The following is a 15,532-nucleotide window of genomic DNA, read 5'->3' as shown; positions in this document are numbered from 1 at the left end:
CCTCAGCTTTCCGTCGCGTACAGGTGGAGGTCTCCGAGTTCGGCCCGGAGCTTGGTCATCGAACGGGCGCACTGGCTCTTCACGTTGCCGGTGCTGCAGCGCAGGAGGGCGGCGACGTCGTCCACGCTCAGGTCCTCCCAGTAGCGCAGGATGACCATCACGCGCGGCTTGGGCGGCAGCGTCGCCAACGCGGCGAGCAGGGTCAGCCGCAGGTCGGGGTACCGCGTGGACGGCGGTCCCGCGGCCCCGAGTTCGTGCGCCGCGTACTCGCGTCGGCGACCGCGCTGCTCGCTCAGGAACGTGCGGCTGAGCACGGTCTTCGCGTACGCGTCCAGGTTTTCCGCCCGGCTCGCCCGTTTCCAGTGCTGGAACAGCTTGGCCAGCGTGGTCTGGGCCAGGTCCTGCGCCCGATCCGCGTCGCCGCACAGCAGGTACGCGGTGCGATAGAGCTGATGTTGGCGCGCCCGCGCGTACTCCTCGAAATCTCGCCGTCCGGCTGTCGGCATCTCGGCCCCCTTCGGTTCACCCCGTTCAGAGCGGCCGTGGGGCGAAAGGGTTGCACCCGACGACGAACCGATCCGCACACGCGTCGGGCCCGACCGAAGTCGGGCCCGGAAAACGGAGACTCGCCTCGGCGGTCGCTAGGCGATGCGGGCGTTGTCCGCCCAGTCGTCGGGGAGTTGCGGCAGCGGCCAGGCCGGGTCGGGACGCCAGTTCTCCCATCCCTGGTCGAACGGGGCGCCCCACGCCTCGATCGCCGCGACGGCGGCCCGGCCCTCGGCCTCGATCGCCTCGACCTGGCGATCGGTGAGCCGGCCCGCCTCGCGGGAGGCGGCGAGTTCGTCCTCGTCCTTGTACTCCCAGCGGCGATCCGGGGTGACCCACACGTCCAGCACGTGGTCCTCGGTGTCCACGCCGCCCGCCCAACGGGTGCGCGGGCGCTCGAGGTTGACGTACCAGCCGGAGAACCGCCAGCCGGGCTGCCAGAACAGCCAGACCGACCACGGCTCGCCCGGCCGGGCCAGCATCAACACGCCGGTCCCGTGCCACTCGACGACCGAGGGGATCCGGCCGAGCCTGAATCTGCGTTCGATCGGCGCGGTCCGGATGTCCGATCCGTCGGGCAACGTCGGTTTGACCCGTGAGGTGCCGCCGGCGAGCCAGACCGCGAGTTGGTCCGGCTCGTCGCGAACCACGGTCACCGGCCGACAGTCCAGGACCTGGCCTCCGCGCAGATAACGCCAGAGCACCTGGTCGCCGGAAGACCAGGTGCCGGCCGCGGAACGGGGATCCTCGAAGTGCTCGTGCATGCGCAGGATGTTAGACATGAGCTTGGTGTACCCAGCGCCCGTGACACCTGACCGTGAGTCATGTTACGGGTGGGTCATCATGCGAAGAACATCCGGGTACGGTCCCCGCCGCACGCTCGGCACCCAGAGCGCCGCGACGGGGCCGCCTACGGCACGGAGTTCACCGCTGTCACGGCCGAGTCATCCCCAACACGTCCAGCGCCGTGTCGAGTTCGGCCTCGGTGAGGCGGCCGGCGGCGATGTGGCCGCGTTCGACGACCACCTGGCGGATCGTCTTGCGTTCGGCCAGCGACTGCTTGGCGATCTTCGCCGCCTCCTCGTAGCCCAGGAAGCGGTTCAGCGGCGTGACCACCGACGGGGAGGACTCGGCGTATTCGCGCATCCGCTCGGCGTCGGCCTCGATGCCGGCCACCGTACGATCCGCCAGCACCCGCGTGACGTTGGCCAGGAGGCGGATCGATTCGAGCAGGTTGCGGGCGATCACCGGCAACATCACGTTGAGTTCGAAGTTGCCCGCCGCGCCGCCGAAGGCCACCGCCGCGTCGTTGCCGATCACCTGCGCGACGACCTGGCCGACCGCCTCCGGGATCACCGGGTTGACCTTGCCCGGCATGATCGAGCTGCCCGGCTGCAGATCCGGCAGCCGGATCTCGGCCAGACCCGTGCGCGGCCCCGAGCCCATCCAGCGCAGATCGTTGACGATCTTGTTCAGGCCGACCGCGACGGTGCGCAACTGGCCGGACAGCTCGACCAGTCCGTCCCGCGCGCCCTGTGCCTCGAAGTGGTCGCGCGCCTCGACGAACGGCAGCCCGGTGGCCGCCGCGATCTCCGCGATCACCCGGGCCGAGAAGCCGGGCGGGGTGTTGATCCCGGTGCCCACCGCGGTGCCGCCCAAAGGAAGTTCGACCACGCGCGGCAGCGTCGCGTGCAGTCGCTCCACGCCGTAGCGCACCTGCGCCGCGTAGCCGCCGAACTCCTGCCCCAGGGTCACGGGCGTGGCGTCCATCAGGTGGGTGCGGCCGGACTTGACCACGTCGGCGAACTCGGTCGCCTTCGACTCCAGGGAGGACGCGAGGTGGTCGAGCGAGGGGATCAGCCGGTGGGTGACGGCGAGCGCCGCCGCGATGTGGATCGAGGAGGGGAAGACGTCGTTGGACGACTGGGACGCGTTGACGTGGTCGTTGGGATGTACGTCCCGGCCCAGTCGCTCCGTCGCCAAAGTGGCCAGGACCTCGTTCATGTTCATGTTCGACGAGGTGCCGGACCCGGTCTGGAACACGTCCACCGGGAACTGGTCCGCCCAGCGACCGCCGACCACCTCGACCGCGGCCTGCTCGATCGCCTCCGCCGTCTCCTTGTCCAACACGCCCAGTTCGGCGTTCACCCGGGCCGCCGCGCCCTTGATGCGGGCCAGGGCCTCCACGTGCGCCGGTTCCAGGTGCTGCCCGGAGATCGGGAAGTTCGCCACCGCCCGCTGGGTCTGCGCCCGCCACTTGGCGGCGGCCGGCACCCGGACCTCCCCCATCGAGTCGTGCTCGACGCGGAACTCGCCGGACGGGTCGGCACCCGGACCCGCGGTCGGCTCCGCGGTGGGCTCCGCGCTCGCTGCTGCCTCGGACATCGCTGTGGCCTCCTAGAAAGCGTTCCCTGGCGACAACGGCTTCTCGGCCCGGCCTGTTCCTGCGGGGCGGCGCCGGGCGGTCGGGGGTGGTCCCGGCGCTCGGGAGTGGTCCCGGGCGGCCCCGAACCGGCTAGCCGATCAGCAACACGTGCAGCGTCCGCGGACCGTGCACCCCCGCCACCCGCTCCAGCTCGATGTCGCTGGTCGCCGACGGGCCGGAGATCCAGGTCTGCGGGCGGCGCGGGTCGAGCCGGGCCACCGCCTCCGGCACGGTGCCCAGGACCTGGTCCGCGCGCACCACGCACAGGTGGTAGTCCGGCAGCAGGGTGAGCACCCGGCGGCCCTGGTCGAGGCCGGTGTCCAGGACGATCGTGCCGGTCTCGGCGACGGCGAGCGCGCACCCGGTGACCACCGCGTCGATCGCGCCGATCTCGTCCCGGCTCAGCTCCGGCGTGTCCACCACCAGCTCCGCGCCGAGCCGGGTCAGCCAGGACAGCTTGTTCCCGCGCGGCACCACCAGGCGGGTGACCCCGGCCCGGCGCAGCAGGTCGCTCGCGCCGAGCAGCAGGTCCCGGGTGTCGTGTACGCGCAGCACGGTCGCGTCGTAGTCGGCCAGCCGCGCGGCGAACCGGGCGACCGGGTCGAGGCCCGCCGGGCGCTCGCGCCGATACGTCCGGCGTACCGGCGGCGGCTTGGGCCGGTCGTCGAGGGCGGCGCGGAGCCGGTCCAGGACCACCGTCCGCGCCTCGCGGTCCGCCTCGCGGCGCTGCACCGTCACAGCTCCCGCCCCCCTTCGGTGCGCTTGTACCAGGACCGGAACGACTCCGCCGGGGGCGCCGGCGCGTCCCGGTCGGCGAACCACGCGCCGACCGGCCCGGACACGCGCTTCGGCAGCGGGACCCGACCGATCACGCCGTGGCGCACGAAGTGCGCGCCGACCCCGGCCACATGTTGGGCGAAGCCGATCCGCCACGGCTTCTCGAACGTCCACCGCAGCGTCTTCATCCCGGCGTCCTCGCCCCGGTCGTGCGGCCCGTGCCCGCCGTCCACAACCTGTGCACGAAGATGCACCAGCACCTCGGGGATGTCGATCCGCACCGGGCACGCGTCGAAGCACGCACCGCACAGCGTCGACGCGAACGGCAACGACGCGGTCTGCGCGTCCACCGGATGCCGGGCGATGCCGCGCAGTTGCGGCGTCAGGATCGCGCCGATCGGCCCGGGGTACACCGACCCGTACGCATGCCCGCCGGTGCGCTCGTACACCGGGCACACGTTCAGACAGGCCGCACACCGGATGCAGCGCAGCGCCTGGCGGCCCACCGGGTCGGACAACACGTCGGAGCGGCCGTTGTCGAGCAGGATCAGATGGAACTCCCGCGGCCCGTCCCCGGGGGTGACCCCGGTCCACATCGACGTGTAGGGGTTCATCCGCTCCCCGGTGGCACTGCGCGGGAGCAGTTGCAGGAACACCTCCAGGTCGCCCCACGTGGGCAGCAGCTTCTCCACGCCCAGGACGGTGATCAGCGTCTCGGGCAGGGTCAGACACATGCGCCCGTTGCCCTCCGACTCGACCACGCACACCGTGCCGGTGTCGGCGATCGCGAAGTTGGCGCCGGAGACCGCGACCTTCGCGCGCAGGAACTTCTGCCGCAGGTGCAGCCGCGCGGCGGCGGCGAGCGCGGCCGGCTCGTCGCTGAGCCGTTCGGGCGCCGGCCGCCCCACCCGGCCCATCTCGCGGATGAAGATCTCCCGGATCTGTGCCCGGTTGCGGTGGATCGCCGGCACCACGATGTGCGACGGAAGGTCGTCGCCGAGCTGCACGATCAGCTGCGCGAGGTCGGTCTCCCACGCGTGGATCCCGGCCGCGGCCAGCGCGTTGTTCAGCCCGATCTCCTCGGTGGCCATGGACTTGACCTTGACCACCTCGTCCACGCCCTTGGCCCGGGCGATGTCGACCACGATCGTGTTCGCCTCGGCCGCGTCCCGGGCCCAGTGCACCACGCCCCCGGCCGCGCGCACCGCCGCCTCCAGGTGTTCCAGGAGGCCGGGCAGCCGGGCCAGCACGTCGTCCTTGATCGCCTCGCCGGCCCGGCGCAGCAGCTCCCAGTCGGGCAGCTCCGCGACCACCGCGTCGCGCTTGGCCCGGATGGTGTGCGTGGCCGCGCGCAGATTGGCCCGCTGGACGGGGTTCGCCAGCTCGGCCTCGGCCGCCTCGGGGAAGGGCGGCATGCCGACGAAGGTGGGTTCCCTGCGTACCGCCGCGGTCATCGTGTCGCCTCCGGTCCCGGGGCGTGCCCCACGACGAGGCCCGACGCGTCGGGCAGGCCCGGTCGGTACACCGGCACGTCCGGCAGCGCGTCGGTGCGGGCCAGGATGTCCGCCAGGTGCAGTACCCGGATGCCCGCGTGTTGTCGGGAGATCAGTCCGCCGATGTGGGTCAGGCACGAGTTGTCCCCGGCGCACACCACCTGCGCGCCGGATTCCAGCGCGGCGGTCACCTTGTCGCCGCCCATCGCCACCGACGTCGGCGCGTTCTTCACCGCGAACGTGCCGCCGAAGCCGCAACATTCGTCGGCGCGCGGCAGGTCGACCAGGGTCAGCCCGCGCACCGCGCGCAGCAGCCGGATCGGCCGATCGCCCACCCGCAACACGCGCAGCGAGTGGCAGGTGGGGTGGTACGCGACGCTGTGCGGGAAGTAGGCGCCCACGTCGGTCACCCCGAGCACGTCGACCAGGAACTCGCTGAGTTCGTACACCTTCGGCGCGACCCGCGCGACGGCCTCCGGCAGCGTGCCGCCGGCCGTGCGGGCCACCGTGGCGTGATACTCGCGCACCATCGCGGTGCACGACCCGGACGGCACGATCACCGCGTCGTAGCCCTCGAACGCCTCGACGAAGGACCGGACCAGCGGTACCGCGTCGCGCCGGTAGCCGGAGTTGAAGTGCATCTGGCCGCAGCACACCTGGCCGTACGGGAACTCCACCTCGTGTCCGAGGCGCCGCAGCACCCGGACCACGGACGCGCCGGTCTGCGGGAAGAGCGTGTCGTTGAAGCACGTGATGAAAAGGGCAAGACGCACGATTTACCTCCGCGATCGACTGTACGGACGTCCCTTGGCGCACGCCCGGCCAGAGCCGCCGGGCGCGTCCGGTCGTGTGACGAGGGGCGCGGGGGGCGCCGGGATCGGGGCCGGTCTCCGACCTGTGTGGTTGCCACGTAGGGTCTGCGCATGAGCCTCCGGACGGCATTCGGCCGCCCCTTCGCCGCCGTGCGCACGCGACTGACCACGCGTCGGTCGCGGGTCGTGGCCGGTGTCCTCGCCCTCGTGGTGGTCGTGATCGCGGTCCTGGGGGTCGGCGTGCTCGCCGGGGACGACGCCGCGACGCCGGTACGCGCTACCGAACAGCGTGTGGATGTCGCCGCGGGGCCGGGCGATCCGGCCCGGATCGGCATCGACACCACGCTGTTCGTGCCGCCCGGTGTGCGGGGGCCCGCGCCCGCGGTGCTGCTCGCGCACGGATTCGGCGGCAGCAAGGCCGAGTTGCGCCGGGACGCGGAGGCGCTGGCCCGTTCGGGGTATGTGGTGCTGACCTATTCGGCGCGCGGCTTCGGCGGCTCGGCGGGGCAGATCATGCTGAACCAGCCGGACTACGAGGTGGCCGACGCGCGGGCGCTGGTCGACTGGCTGGCCGCGCGGCCCGAGGTGCGTCTGGACGGTCCCGGCGATCCGCGGGTGGGTGTGGCGGGCGCCTCGTACGGCGGCGCGCTCGCGCTGCTGACCGCCGCCTACGACCCGCGCGTGGACGCCATCGCGCCGCAGATCACCTGGCACGACCTCGCCGACGCGCTGCTGCCGAACGCGGCGGGCGGCGGGCCGGCCGAGGGTGTGTTCAAGAAGATGTGGGCCGGGCTGTTCTTCTCCTCCGGGACCAGTGCGCTGGACGGGCTCGCGCCGATGGACGCGAAGACCGGGTGCGGTCGGTTCGACGACCGGGTCTGCGCGATCTACCGCGAGGTGGCGGTGTCGGGGAAGTCCACGCCGCAGGCGGTCGATCTGCTGCGGCGGGCCAGTCCGGTCTCGGTGGCGGACCGGATCGCGGTGCCGACGCTGCTGATCCAGGGCCAGAACGACTCGCTGTTCCCGCTCGACCAGGCGGACCGCAACGCGGCGGCGATCGCCCGCAACGGCGCGCCGGTGGAGATGGTGTGGACGGCGGGCGGGCACGACGGCGGGCGGCCGCAGAGCGCGATGGTGCGCGACCGGGTCACGGGGTGGTTCGACCGGTGGCTCAAGCCGAGCGGGCCCGCGCCCAAGGCCGGCGCGCCGGCCGCCGCCGGGTCGTTCCGGGTGACCCGCTCCGGCGGGGTGGACAGTGCGACCCGGGAGCAGCGGCTGCGGATCGCCGACACCGACCACTACCCGGGCCTGGGCGGGACCCGGCAGCGCGAGGTGACGCTCGCGGGGCCGGAGCAGACCGTGGCCAATCCGCCGGGGGGCGCGCCGACGTCGGTGTCCGGGCTGCCGGGCCTCGGGCTGTTGGCCGGCTCGGGTGGGCCGGCCGCGCTGGCCGCCGGCGCGGGCGATCTCGGCGGGATCGCCTTCGACCTGCCCGGGCAGAGCGCGTTCTTCCAGAGCGACCGGATCGATCGGAGCGTGCACATCACCGGTTCGCCGACCGCGCGGGTGCGGGTCTCGGGCGCCGACGACATCGTGCTGTTCGCGAAGTTGTACGACATCGCGCCGGGTGGGGCGAGTGTGCTGCCGCACCAGTTGGGCGCGCCGATCCGGGTGAGCGGGGCGCGGGGCGGGCGGGACGTGGAGATCCGGCTGCCGGCGATCGACCACGAGGTCGACTCGGGCCACCGGTTGCGGCTCGTGTTGACCGCGACCGACCTGGGGTTCGCGTCGCCGGACACGCCCGCGAGCTATCGGGTCGCGCTCGCCGGGCCGGTGACGCTGCCCTCGGTGCCGGGGCTGCACGTGGGCTCTACCGGCTACCCCTGGTGGACGTGGGGTCTGCCGCTGATCGCGGTCGTGGTCGCGGCGGCCCTGCTGCTCACCGGGCGGCGCCGGGCGGCGGCGACCGCGCCGGATCCGGACCTGGCCGACGTCCCGCTGCAGATCCGCGGCCTGACCAAGCGGTACAAGGGCGGCAAGCTCGCCGTCGACGACCTGTCCTTCGGGGTCGAGGCGGGCCAGGTGCTCGGTCTGCTCGGCCCCAACGGCGCGGGCAAGACCACCACGCTGCGGATGTTGATGGGCCTGATCCTGCCGGACGACGGCGAGATAAGGATCTTCGGCCGGGTGGTCGGGCCCGGCGCGCCGGTGTTGTCCAGGCTCGGCTCGTTCGTCGAGGGCCCGGGTTTCCTGCCGCACCTGTCCGGGCGGGAGAACCTGTCGCTGTACTGGCGCGCCACCGGCCGGCCGCACGAGGACGCGCACTTCGACGAGGCCCTGGAGATCGCCGGGCTCGGCGAGGCGCTGGACCGGAACGTACGCACCTACTCGCAGGGCATGCGCCAGCGGCTGGCCATCGCCCAGGCCATGCTCGGCCTGCCGGACCTGCTGGTGTTGGACGAGCCGACCAACGGCCTCGACCCGCCGCAGATCCGGGCGATGCGCGACGTGCTGATCGGCTACGCGGCCACCGGCCGCACCGTGGTGGTCTCCAGCCACCTGCTGGCCGAGGTCGAACAGACCTGTACGCACGTCGTGGTGATGCACCGGGGCCGGCTGATCGCCTCCGGTCCGGTCGGCGAGATCGTCGGCAACGGCAACACGCTGGTGATCGGAACACCCGTACCGGACCTGGCGATCGCGACCCTGAAGGACCTGCCGGGCGTCGGCTCGGTGGAGCCCGAGGAGGGCGGCGTACTCGTGCACCTGGCGGGCGCGCGGACCTCCGCCCTGGTGGCCGAACTCGTCGGCGCCGGTGTCGCGGTGGACCGGGTGACCGCGCGCCGCCGGTTGGAAGACGCGTTCCTGACGCTCATTGGGGAGTCCTGATGACCCGTACGCTCCCCGAGTTGCCGACCGACGAGGGCGCGCACCCGATCCCGGGCGCGGCACACGCGCACGGCTATCGCCCCCGGCACACGTTGCCGATTCGGGTCGAGACCGTGCGCCAATTCCGGCGCCGGCGCACGCTGTTCATGATCGGGCTGCTGCTCGCGCTGCCGTGGATCCTGGTCGCCGCGTTCAAGATCGGCGGCGATCCGTCGGCGGACTCGGTGCCCACGCTGGTGGACGTGGCGACCAGGAGCGCGCTGAACTTCACCGCGTTCACCCTGTTCGTCTCGACCGGGTTCCTGCTGGTGGTGGCGGTCGCGCTGTTCTGCGGCGACACCGTGGCCAGTGAGGCGAGTTGGTCCTCGCTGCGGTATCTGCTGGCCGCTCCGGTGCCGCGTGCCCGGCTGTTGCGGGTCAAGCTCGTGGTGGCGCTCGGCTACAGCGTGCTGGCCCTGGTGTTGCTCCCGCTGATGGCGATGATCGCGGGCGCGATCGCCTTCGGATGGGGGCCGTTGGACCTGCCGGTGGGGGCGTCGCTGCCCACGGGCGAGGCGCTGGGGCGGATGTCGGTGGTGGTCGCGTACGGCGTGGTGGCGCAACTGGTGGTGATGGGCATCGCGTTCTGGCTGTCCACGGTCACCGACGCCCCGCTGGGCGCGGTGGGCGGCGCGGTCGGCCTGGTGGTGGTCTCCAACATCGTGGACGCGGTGACGGCGCTCGGGTCCTGGCGGGACTACCTGCCCACGCACTGGCAGTTCGCGTGGGTCGACGTCCTCCAGACCGACCCGCAGTGGGACGGCATGATCAAGGGCTCGGCGGTGTCGGTCTCGTACGCGGTGGTCTTCCTGGCCCTGGCGTTTCGCCACTTCGGCCGCAAGGACATCGTCTCGTGAGCCCCGACGAGGCTCCGGTGGTCACGGGCGCCGAGCCGGGGTCGTTCGCGCGGTCGGTGCTCGCGGAGCGGCATCCGGCGTTGCTGGGGCGGGTGTCGGCGGCGTTTCCGTGGCCACCGGAGCGCCGGCGGGCGCTGGACGACCTGCTCGGCGAGGTCTCCGGCGGGGTGATCGCGCCGCTGCCGGCGGATGCGCCCGACGCCGACGGGTGGGGCGCCCATGTGGGGCGTTCGTGGTTCGAGGTGCCGTTTTTGTGGGCCGAGAGCTACTTCTATCGTCGGCTGCTCGCGGCCACCGGCTATTTCGAACCCGGTCCGTGGCAGGGGGTCGACCCCTTCGGGCCGTTCAAGCGGGACGAGTTGCGCGGTGCGGTGGTGGACGAGGAGTTGGCGGCGCTCGACGACGACGGGGCATCGTCGGGTGAGGCGCTCCTGCGGGGTGCGCTGTGGGGCAATCGGGCGGACCTGGGCTTTCGGATGTCCGCGTCGGGGGACGACCCGGCGGCTTCGCACCTGGTCGCGGACGACAGCGCCCGGTTGTGGTCGCGGGTTTCGATCGGCGGCGCGGCCGAGGTGCACCTGATCGCGGACAACGCCGGGCGCGAATTGATCCCGGACCTGGTACTGCTCGACCACCTGCTGCACACGGGCCGGGCCGCGCGGGCCGTGCTCCACCTCAAGCCGTACCCGTACTTCGTCTCCGACGCGGTCACCGCCGACTTCCTGGCCGCGCTGGACCGGTTGCGTGCCGCGCCGGGGCGGGCCGCCGCCGTCGGCGCCCGGCTGTGGTCGGCGTTGTCCGCGGGCCGGCTGGGGGTGGGCGCCCACCCGTTCTTCTGCGCCCCGTCGCCCTACGAGGCGATGCCCGACGACCTGCGCCGGGACCTGTCGACGGCGACGCTGACGATCCTCAAGGGCGACCTCAACTACCGCCGCCTGGTGGGCGACCACCACTGGCCCCCCACCACCCCCTTCGCCGACCGCGTCACCCGCTTCCCGAGCCCGGTGGCCGCCCTGCGCACCCTCAAGTCCGACGTGGTGATCGGCCTCACCACACGGGCCCTGACCACCCTCGAAGCAGGCACGACCCCATGGCGCACCACCGGCACCCACGCCCTGATCCAGGTGAGCCCGTAGGGGCGCGCTTCCTCACGAGGGCGTCGTTCCTCATGCGCGCCGCGTCGCCCGGCTCGTGACCATCTCCGGCGCCCGAAACGCTCGGCGGTATGCGCCCGGGGTGGTGCCCACCCTGGTGCGGAAGCGGCGGCGGAGGTTGACCGCCGAGGTGAGGCCGACTCGGGTGGCGATGGCCTCGATCGGCAGGTCCGTCTCCTCCAGCAGGGTGCGGGCCGCGGCCACGCGGCGGGACAGGAGCCAGGCGCCGGGGCTGGTGCCGAGGCGGTCCGCGAAGCGTCTGGCCAGCGTGCGGGGCGAGACGCCGAGGTGGGCGGCCAGGTCGTGCACGGTCAGCGGGGTGCCGACACGCTCGTCGGCCCACGCGAACAGGTCGTCGAGGCCGTCCTCGGGCGCCGGCGGATGCCGCACCCGGCCGTCCTCGCGATGCGGTGGCAGCACCATGTCCCGCGCGAGGAGGGCGGCGTGCGCGGCCCCGTGGTCGCGCCGGACCAGGTGCAGGCACAGATCGAGGCCCGCGCCGGCGCCGGCGCTGGTGGCGACGTCGCCGTGGTCCACGTACAGCCGATCCGGCTCCACCCGTACTCCGGGGAACTCCCGGCGCAACTGCTCGGCGCGCGCCCGGTGCGTGGTGGCCGAGCGGCCGTCCAGGAGCCCGGTGCGGGCCAGCGCGAACACCCCCGAGCAGATGCTCACCAGCCGGGCCCCACGCGCGTGCGCTCGCAGCAACGCGCGACGCACGTCGGCGGTAAGCGGCGTCTCCACCGGCAACCACCCCGGGATGATCACGGTGTCGGCGCGGTCGAGCGCGGCCAGGTCCTGCGGCACGTGCATCGTGTATCCGCCGGTGGTCGGCACCGGCCCCGGCGTCTCGGTGCACGTTTCGAACGTGTAGTGCCGCGGCACCCCGGCCCGCTCGGTGCCGAAGACCTCGACCGCGCAGCCGAGTTCGAACGTCGACTGCACCGGCCGCACCAGGGCCACCACACGATGCATGGCAGGAACGTACCCCATGGTGTCCGCCCGGACCCTGTCCCGCCCCGGCCCACCCACGGCACCGTGAAGGCATGCATCCCGAGATCCTCGCCCAGCCGGGCTATGTGTCCGCGTTCGTCGACGAAGCCCCGATCCGCACGCTCTTCCCCGGAGTTCGGTTCCGCCCGTTGTGGAAGGCGCCGACCGGTGCGCACGCCGGCGTGTTGGAGATGGACCCGAACTCCGCCTGGCCCCGCCGCGACGTACACGAGCCCGGTCCGGAGGAGGTCTACGTGGTCGCCGGCACCTTCAACGACGGCGCACGCGACTACCCGGCCGGCACCTTCCTGCACGCCCCCGCCGGGTCGTGGCACCTCCCGTCGACCACCACCGGCTGCACGCTGTTCCTCTTCTACCCGGCGGGCTAGACGGGCCGGGTCGGCCACATTCCGTGACCGACCCGACCCACCCATCCATTCGGTCGCGAGGCGTTCCGACCTCCCGCGGCCACCCCCGGCCGCCCGCTCGGCACCCGGGCCGGACACCCTCCGAAATAGGCCGATTCGGCACTCGCGAGAGTGACGCGTATGCTCCTTCCGGCCCCCTCCACCGGCCGTCGAACATCCGCGCGCGTGGATTGAGCTGGCCGTTCACCACCTCCCCCGCACTGATAAGTGATCACGATCAATGGATGAAGCATTGCTTATTTCATCTATCAATTTGGCTGTGACATCGTGATCGACGTACGTCCGACCGGGGTGGTGAACCTGCCTCCCCGGCCCCCTTGCGGAGGAGATCCAGTGCTTACTGTCGGTAACCAGTTCCCCGAGTACGACCTCACCGGCGTCGTGTCGCTGGAGGCGGACAAGGCCTTCGAGCAGATCACCAACAAGTCGTACGACGGCAAGTGGCGTGTCGTGTTCTTCTGGCCGAAGGACTTCACGTTCGTGTGTCCGACCGAGATCGCCGCGTTCGGCCGCCTCAACGAGGACTTCCAGGACCGTGACGCGCAGCTGCTCGGCGTGTCCGTGGACTCCGAGTTCGTGCACCTGGCCTGGCGCAAGGACCACCCGGACCTGACCGACCTGCCGTTCCCGATGTTGTCCGACCTCAAGCGCGAGCTGTCCTCGGCCGCCGGCGTGCTCAACGCCGACGGTGTCGCCGACCGCGCGGTCTTCATCATCGACCCGAACAACGAGATCCAGTTCGTGATGGTCACCGCCGGCTCGGTGGGCCGCAACCCCGACGAGGTCCTGCGGGTCCTCGACGCGCTGCAGACCGACGAGCTGTGCCCGTGCAACTGGCAGAAGGGTGGCGAGACCCTCGACGCCGCCAAGCTGATGGACGCCTGATCCATGGGTCTCGACGTCCTGAAGGCCGCACTGCCCGAATACGCCAAGGACCTCAAGCTCAACCTGGGCTCGGTCGTCGGCAACTCCAAGCTCCAGGAGCAGACGCTCTGGGGCACGGTGCTGGTGTCGGCGATCGCCACGCGCAGCCCGAAGGTGCTCGCCGAGCTGGAGCCCGAGGCCAAGAGCCGGCTGTCCGAGGAGGCGTACAACGCCGCCAAGGCCGCCGCCGCGGTGATGGCGATGAACAACGTCTACTACCGGTCGATGCACCTCATCGGCGACCCGGAGTACAGCAACCTGCGGGCCGGGCTGCGGATGAACATCATGGCCAACCCGGGCGCCCCGAAGGCCGACTTCGAGCTGTGGTCGCTCGCCGTCTCGGCGATCAACGGCTGCGGTCGGTGCCTGGAGTCGCACGAGCAGGTCCTGCGCAAGGAGAACATGCCGCGCGAGACGATCCAGGAGGCGATCAAGATCGCCGCCGTGATCCACGCGGTCGGCGTGACGCTGGAGTCCGAGCAGGGCTGACCCGCCGAAGTCCGGGCCGGGCCGAGCACGCCCCAAGCCCGAACACCCGTGCACAGCACGCGAGTACGACGTGAGAGCCCGTCCCCACCCGGGGGCGGGCTCTCACGCGTCGCACGGCTCATCGCCCCCGCGCACCGCTCATCGCCCCGACCACCCCTCACCGCCCCGCGCGCGACCACCCCACCGGCCGGGACCGAATCGCCCACCGCACCCGAACCGCCCCGCGCACCCAGGTCGCCCGCCACCACCGGGCCGTCCACCGCAGCCGCGCCGACACCGGCCGCGCGCCCGCGCCGATCCCCGCCCTCACGACGCCGCCATCCCCGCCAACGCGACCTCCCGATACAGCCCGACCGCGTCCCGCACGCCCATCCCCCGATGGATCCGGCTCCCGGTCGAGATCGCCGTGCGCAACACCCGCTGGGTGAAAACCGGGTCCAGGTCCGGGTGGAAGTCGCCCGAGTGGATGCCGGCGACCAGCGCCCGGGTCCACGTCTCCGAGACCTTGGCGCGCTGCGCGGACAGCCGGCTCGCGGGCAGTTCGTCGCCGCGCACCTCGTTTATGGCCAGCACCGTCGACACGCCGTGGCACGCGTGCGCCTCCACGGTGTGCCCGATCAGACCGGCCAGTCGCTGGACCGGCTCCGGCCGATCCGCGGCGTCCTTGTCGAAGGCGGTGCGCAGATCGCCGAGGAATTCGCCGAGGAGTTCGCCGAGCAACTGCTCCTTGGAACCGATGTGATGGGCGAGGCTGCCGACCGGGACACCGGCCAGATCGGCGATCCGGCGCACCGTGGTGCCCGCGTACCCGTCCTGTTCGAAGAGCAGGTTGGAGGCGATCCGGATCCGGGTGCGCGCGTCGGTGCGGCGCGGCACCCGGGCCATGCGCCGCTCGACCTCGACCCGTACGTCGTCGCCGGAGCCGATCCGGCGCAGCGTGGGCATTGTGTGGCGGGCCGGTCCGAGCAGGGTGCAGATGCGCTGCGACGCGTAGCGTCCGGGCCGGACGATGCCGCGCACGAACACGTCGACGAGCCGACCGGCGGCGGCGTCGGGGTCGTAGCGCCCGCTCGGCCGGTACCACTGGGCCATCCCCCACACCGCCGACTGGAGCATCAGCGACAGCAGTACGGGATGCAGGTCGCGACGCAGGCTGCCCTCCTCCACGCCGCGCCGCAACACCCGCCCCCACAACGCGGACGCCTCGGCGGTGCGATCGGACAGCCACACGAAACCGTCGCTCCCGGAGAGCCGGCGCGACTCGCCGACGACCACGATCGCCGCGTCGGGGCTGTTGCCGATCACTTCGAGGCTGTCCCGCAGCAGCCCGCGCAGGGTGTCAATGGGGGCGTCGCCGCGCTCGACGGTGGCGCGCTGCCGGCTCATGATGTCGGTGAAGAAGGAGTCGAGCACCTCGAGCAACATCGCTTCCTTGGACGGGAAGTGATGGTAGAGGCTGCCCGAGAGCATGTCGGCGGACTCGGCGATCTGACGAACCGTCGTGGCACCATAGCCGCGCTTGGCGAACAGCGCGCAGGCGTGTCTGATGATCTCCGCGCGTCGATCCGTTCGCGGCTTGATGTGACGCTCCGCACCCGCTCGATCGCTCAACACGAGGCAAGCGTAGTACGCCTGGGATTCCCATGCGGAGTCTCACGTTCCGGTAGTCCCCACCCACCCCATCCGCCCCATCATCGACCACTTCG

General features: G+C 72.2%; 14 protein-coding genes. 6 read left to right on the top strand and 8 right to left on the bottom strand.

Translation table 11 applies throughout. From position 1 onward, the window contains the following. Positions 1 to 2: 2 nt before the first annotated feature. From ACFRCG_RS23545 to ACFRCG_RS23520, 6 genes are all read right to left on the bottom strand, one after another. Positions 3 to 506, bottom strand: a complete 504-nt coding sequence (locus ACFRCG_RS23545; RefSeq protein WP_380034392.1) for a SigE family RNA polymerase sigma factor — start codon at positions 504 to 506, stop codon at positions 3 to 5. Between the two features lie 135 nt (positions 507 to 641). Then, positions 642 to 1,328 (bottom strand): DUF402 domain-containing protein, encoded by a 687-nt coding sequence (locus ACFRCG_RS23540; RefSeq protein WP_380034390.1) that lies wholly within the window; start codon positions 1,326 to 1,328, stop codon positions 642 to 644. Between the two features lie 151 nt (positions 1,329 to 1,479). Further along, entirely contained in the window at positions 1,480 to 2,931 is a 1,452-nt protein-coding gene (locus ACFRCG_RS23535) for a class II fumarate hydratase (protein ID WP_380034388.1), read from the bottom strand. Between the two features lie 130 nt (positions 2,932 to 3,061). Then, positions 3,062 to 3,709, bottom strand: coding sequence for a lactate utilization protein C (locus tag ACFRCG_RS23530; protein WP_380034386.1), 648 nt, complete (start codon positions 3,707 to 3,709; stop codon positions 3,062 to 3,064). Then, positions 3,706 to 5,202 carry a lactate utilization protein B gene (locus ACFRCG_RS23525; RefSeq protein WP_380034384.1) on the bottom strand — a complete coding sequence of 499 codons (1,497 nt, stop codon included), beginning with the start codon at positions 5,200 to 5,202 and terminating at the stop codon, positions 3,706 to 3,708. The genes ACFRCG_RS23530 and ACFRCG_RS23525 overlap by 4 nt, the downstream gene beginning before the upstream one ends. Then, positions 5,199 to 6,014 carry a (Fe-S)-binding protein gene (locus ACFRCG_RS23520; protein WP_380034382.1) on the bottom strand — a complete coding sequence of 272 codons (816 nt, stop codon included), beginning with the start codon at positions 6,012 to 6,014 and terminating at the stop codon, positions 5,199 to 5,201. Before ACFRCG_RS23520 ends, ACFRCG_RS23525 begins: the two co-directional genes overlap by 4 nt. Before the next feature lie 150 nt (positions 6,015 to 6,164). Here ACFRCG_RS23520 and ACFRCG_RS23515 point away from each other — a divergent pair, with 150 nt between their 5' ends. The 3 genes from ACFRCG_RS23515 to ACFRCG_RS23505 are packed head-to-tail and all read left to right on the top strand — an operon-like array spanning position 6,165 to position 10,974. After that, the gene (locus ACFRCG_RS23515; protein WP_380034380.1) at positions 6,165 to 8,942 is read left to right on the top strand and encodes a CocE/NonD family hydrolase; all 2,778 of its coding nucleotides are present in this window, start codon (positions 6,165 to 6,167) and stop codon (positions 8,940 to 8,942) included. Continuing rightward, complete coding sequence (locus tag ACFRCG_RS23510) at positions 8,942 to 9,838, top strand: ABC transporter permease (protein WP_380034378.1); 897 nt, start codon at positions 8,942 to 8,944, stop codon at positions 9,836 to 9,838. Before ACFRCG_RS23515 ends, ACFRCG_RS23510 begins: the two co-directional genes overlap by 1 nt. Continuing rightward, positions 9,835 to 10,974, top strand: coding sequence for a damage-control phosphatase ARMT1 family protein (locus ACFRCG_RS23505; RefSeq protein ID WP_380034376.1), 1,140 nt, complete (start codon positions 9,835 to 9,837; stop codon positions 10,972 to 10,974). The genes ACFRCG_RS23510 and ACFRCG_RS23505 overlap by 4 nt, the downstream gene beginning before the upstream one ends. Before the next feature lie 30 nt (positions 10,975 to 11,004). Here the strand turns inward: ACFRCG_RS23505 and ACFRCG_RS23500 are convergent, their stop codons facing one another. Continuing rightward, entirely contained in the window at positions 11,005 to 11,967 is a 963-nt protein-coding gene (locus tag ACFRCG_RS23500) for a GlxA family transcriptional regulator (protein WP_380034374.1), read from the bottom strand. 71 nt (positions 11,968 to 12,038) lie between these two features. Between ACFRCG_RS23500 and ACFRCG_RS23495 the strand changes: the two genes are divergently transcribed. From ACFRCG_RS23495 to ACFRCG_RS23485, 3 genes are all read left to right on the top strand, one after another. Continuing rightward, complete coding sequence (locus ACFRCG_RS23495) at positions 12,039 to 12,374, top strand: cupin domain-containing protein (RefSeq protein WP_380034372.1); 336 nt, start codon at positions 12,039 to 12,041, stop codon at positions 12,372 to 12,374. 372 nt (positions 12,375 to 12,746) lie between these two features. Continuing rightward, a complete protein-coding gene (locus ACFRCG_RS23490) occupies positions 12,747 to 13,298 on the top strand; it encodes a peroxiredoxin (protein WP_078976832.1) in 552 nt (183 codons plus the stop codon). Between the two features lie 3 nt (positions 13,299 to 13,301). Continuing rightward, positions 13,302 to 13,826: a carboxymuconolactone decarboxylase family protein gene (locus tag ACFRCG_RS23485; protein WP_380034370.1), complete on the top strand. Its 525-nt coding sequence runs from the start codon at positions 13,302 to 13,304 to the stop codon at positions 13,824 to 13,826. Between the two features lie 306 nt (positions 13,827 to 14,132). Here the strand turns inward: ACFRCG_RS23485 and ACFRCG_RS23480 are convergent, their stop codons facing one another. Then, a complete protein-coding gene (locus tag ACFRCG_RS23480) occupies positions 14,133 to 15,440 on the bottom strand; it encodes a TetR/AcrR family transcriptional regulator (protein ID WP_380034368.1) in 1,308 nt (435 codons plus the stop codon). Positions 15,441 to 15,532: the final 92 nt, after the last annotated feature.

The organism is Embleya sp. NPDC056575, assembly GCF_042793325.1.
GTDB lineage: Bacteria > Actinomycetota > Actinomycetes > Streptomycetales > Streptomycetaceae > Embleya.
Note: the sequence above shows the minus strand (reverse complement) of the source record. Positions and strands in the feature narration are given on the sequence as shown.

What these genes read in the sequence shown, in the direction of transcription:
- ACFRCG_RS23545 (WP_380034392.1), bottom strand. Translation starts at nt 506, where the DNA reads ATGCCGACAGCCGGACGGCGAGATTTCGAGGAGTACGCGCGGGCGCGC.
- ACFRCG_RS23540 (WP_380034390.1), bottom strand. Translation starts at nt 1,328, where the DNA reads ATGTCTAACATCCTGCGCATGCACGAGCACTTCGAGGATCCCCGTTCC.
- ACFRCG_RS23535 (WP_380034388.1), bottom strand. Translation starts at nt 2,931, where the DNA reads ATGTCCGAGGCAGCAGCGAGCGCGGAGCCCACCGCGGAGCCGACCGCG.
- ACFRCG_RS23525 (WP_380034384.1), bottom strand. Translation starts at nt 5,202, where the DNA reads ATGACCGCGGCGGTACGCAGGGAACCCACCTTCGTCGGCATGCCGCCC.
- ACFRCG_RS23515 (WP_380034380.1), top strand. Translation starts at nt 6,165, where the DNA reads ATGAGCCTCCGGACGGCATTCGGCCGCCCCTTCGCCGCCGTGCGCACG.
- ACFRCG_RS23510 (WP_380034378.1), top strand. Translation starts at nt 8,942, where the DNA reads ATGACCCGTACGCTCCCCGAGTTGCCGACCGACGAGGGCGCGCACCCG.
- ACFRCG_RS23500 (WP_380034374.1), bottom strand. Translation starts at nt 11,967, where the DNA reads ATGCATCGTGTGGTGGCCCTGGTGCGGCCGGTGCAGTCGACGTTCGAA.
- ACFRCG_RS23495 (WP_380034372.1), top strand. Translation starts at nt 12,039, where the DNA reads ATGCATCCCGAGATCCTCGCCCAGCCGGGCTATGTGTCCGCGTTCGTC.
- ACFRCG_RS23485 (WP_380034370.1), top strand. Translation starts at nt 13,302, where the DNA reads ATGGGTCTCGACGTCCTGAAGGCCGCACTGCCCGAATACGCCAAGGAC.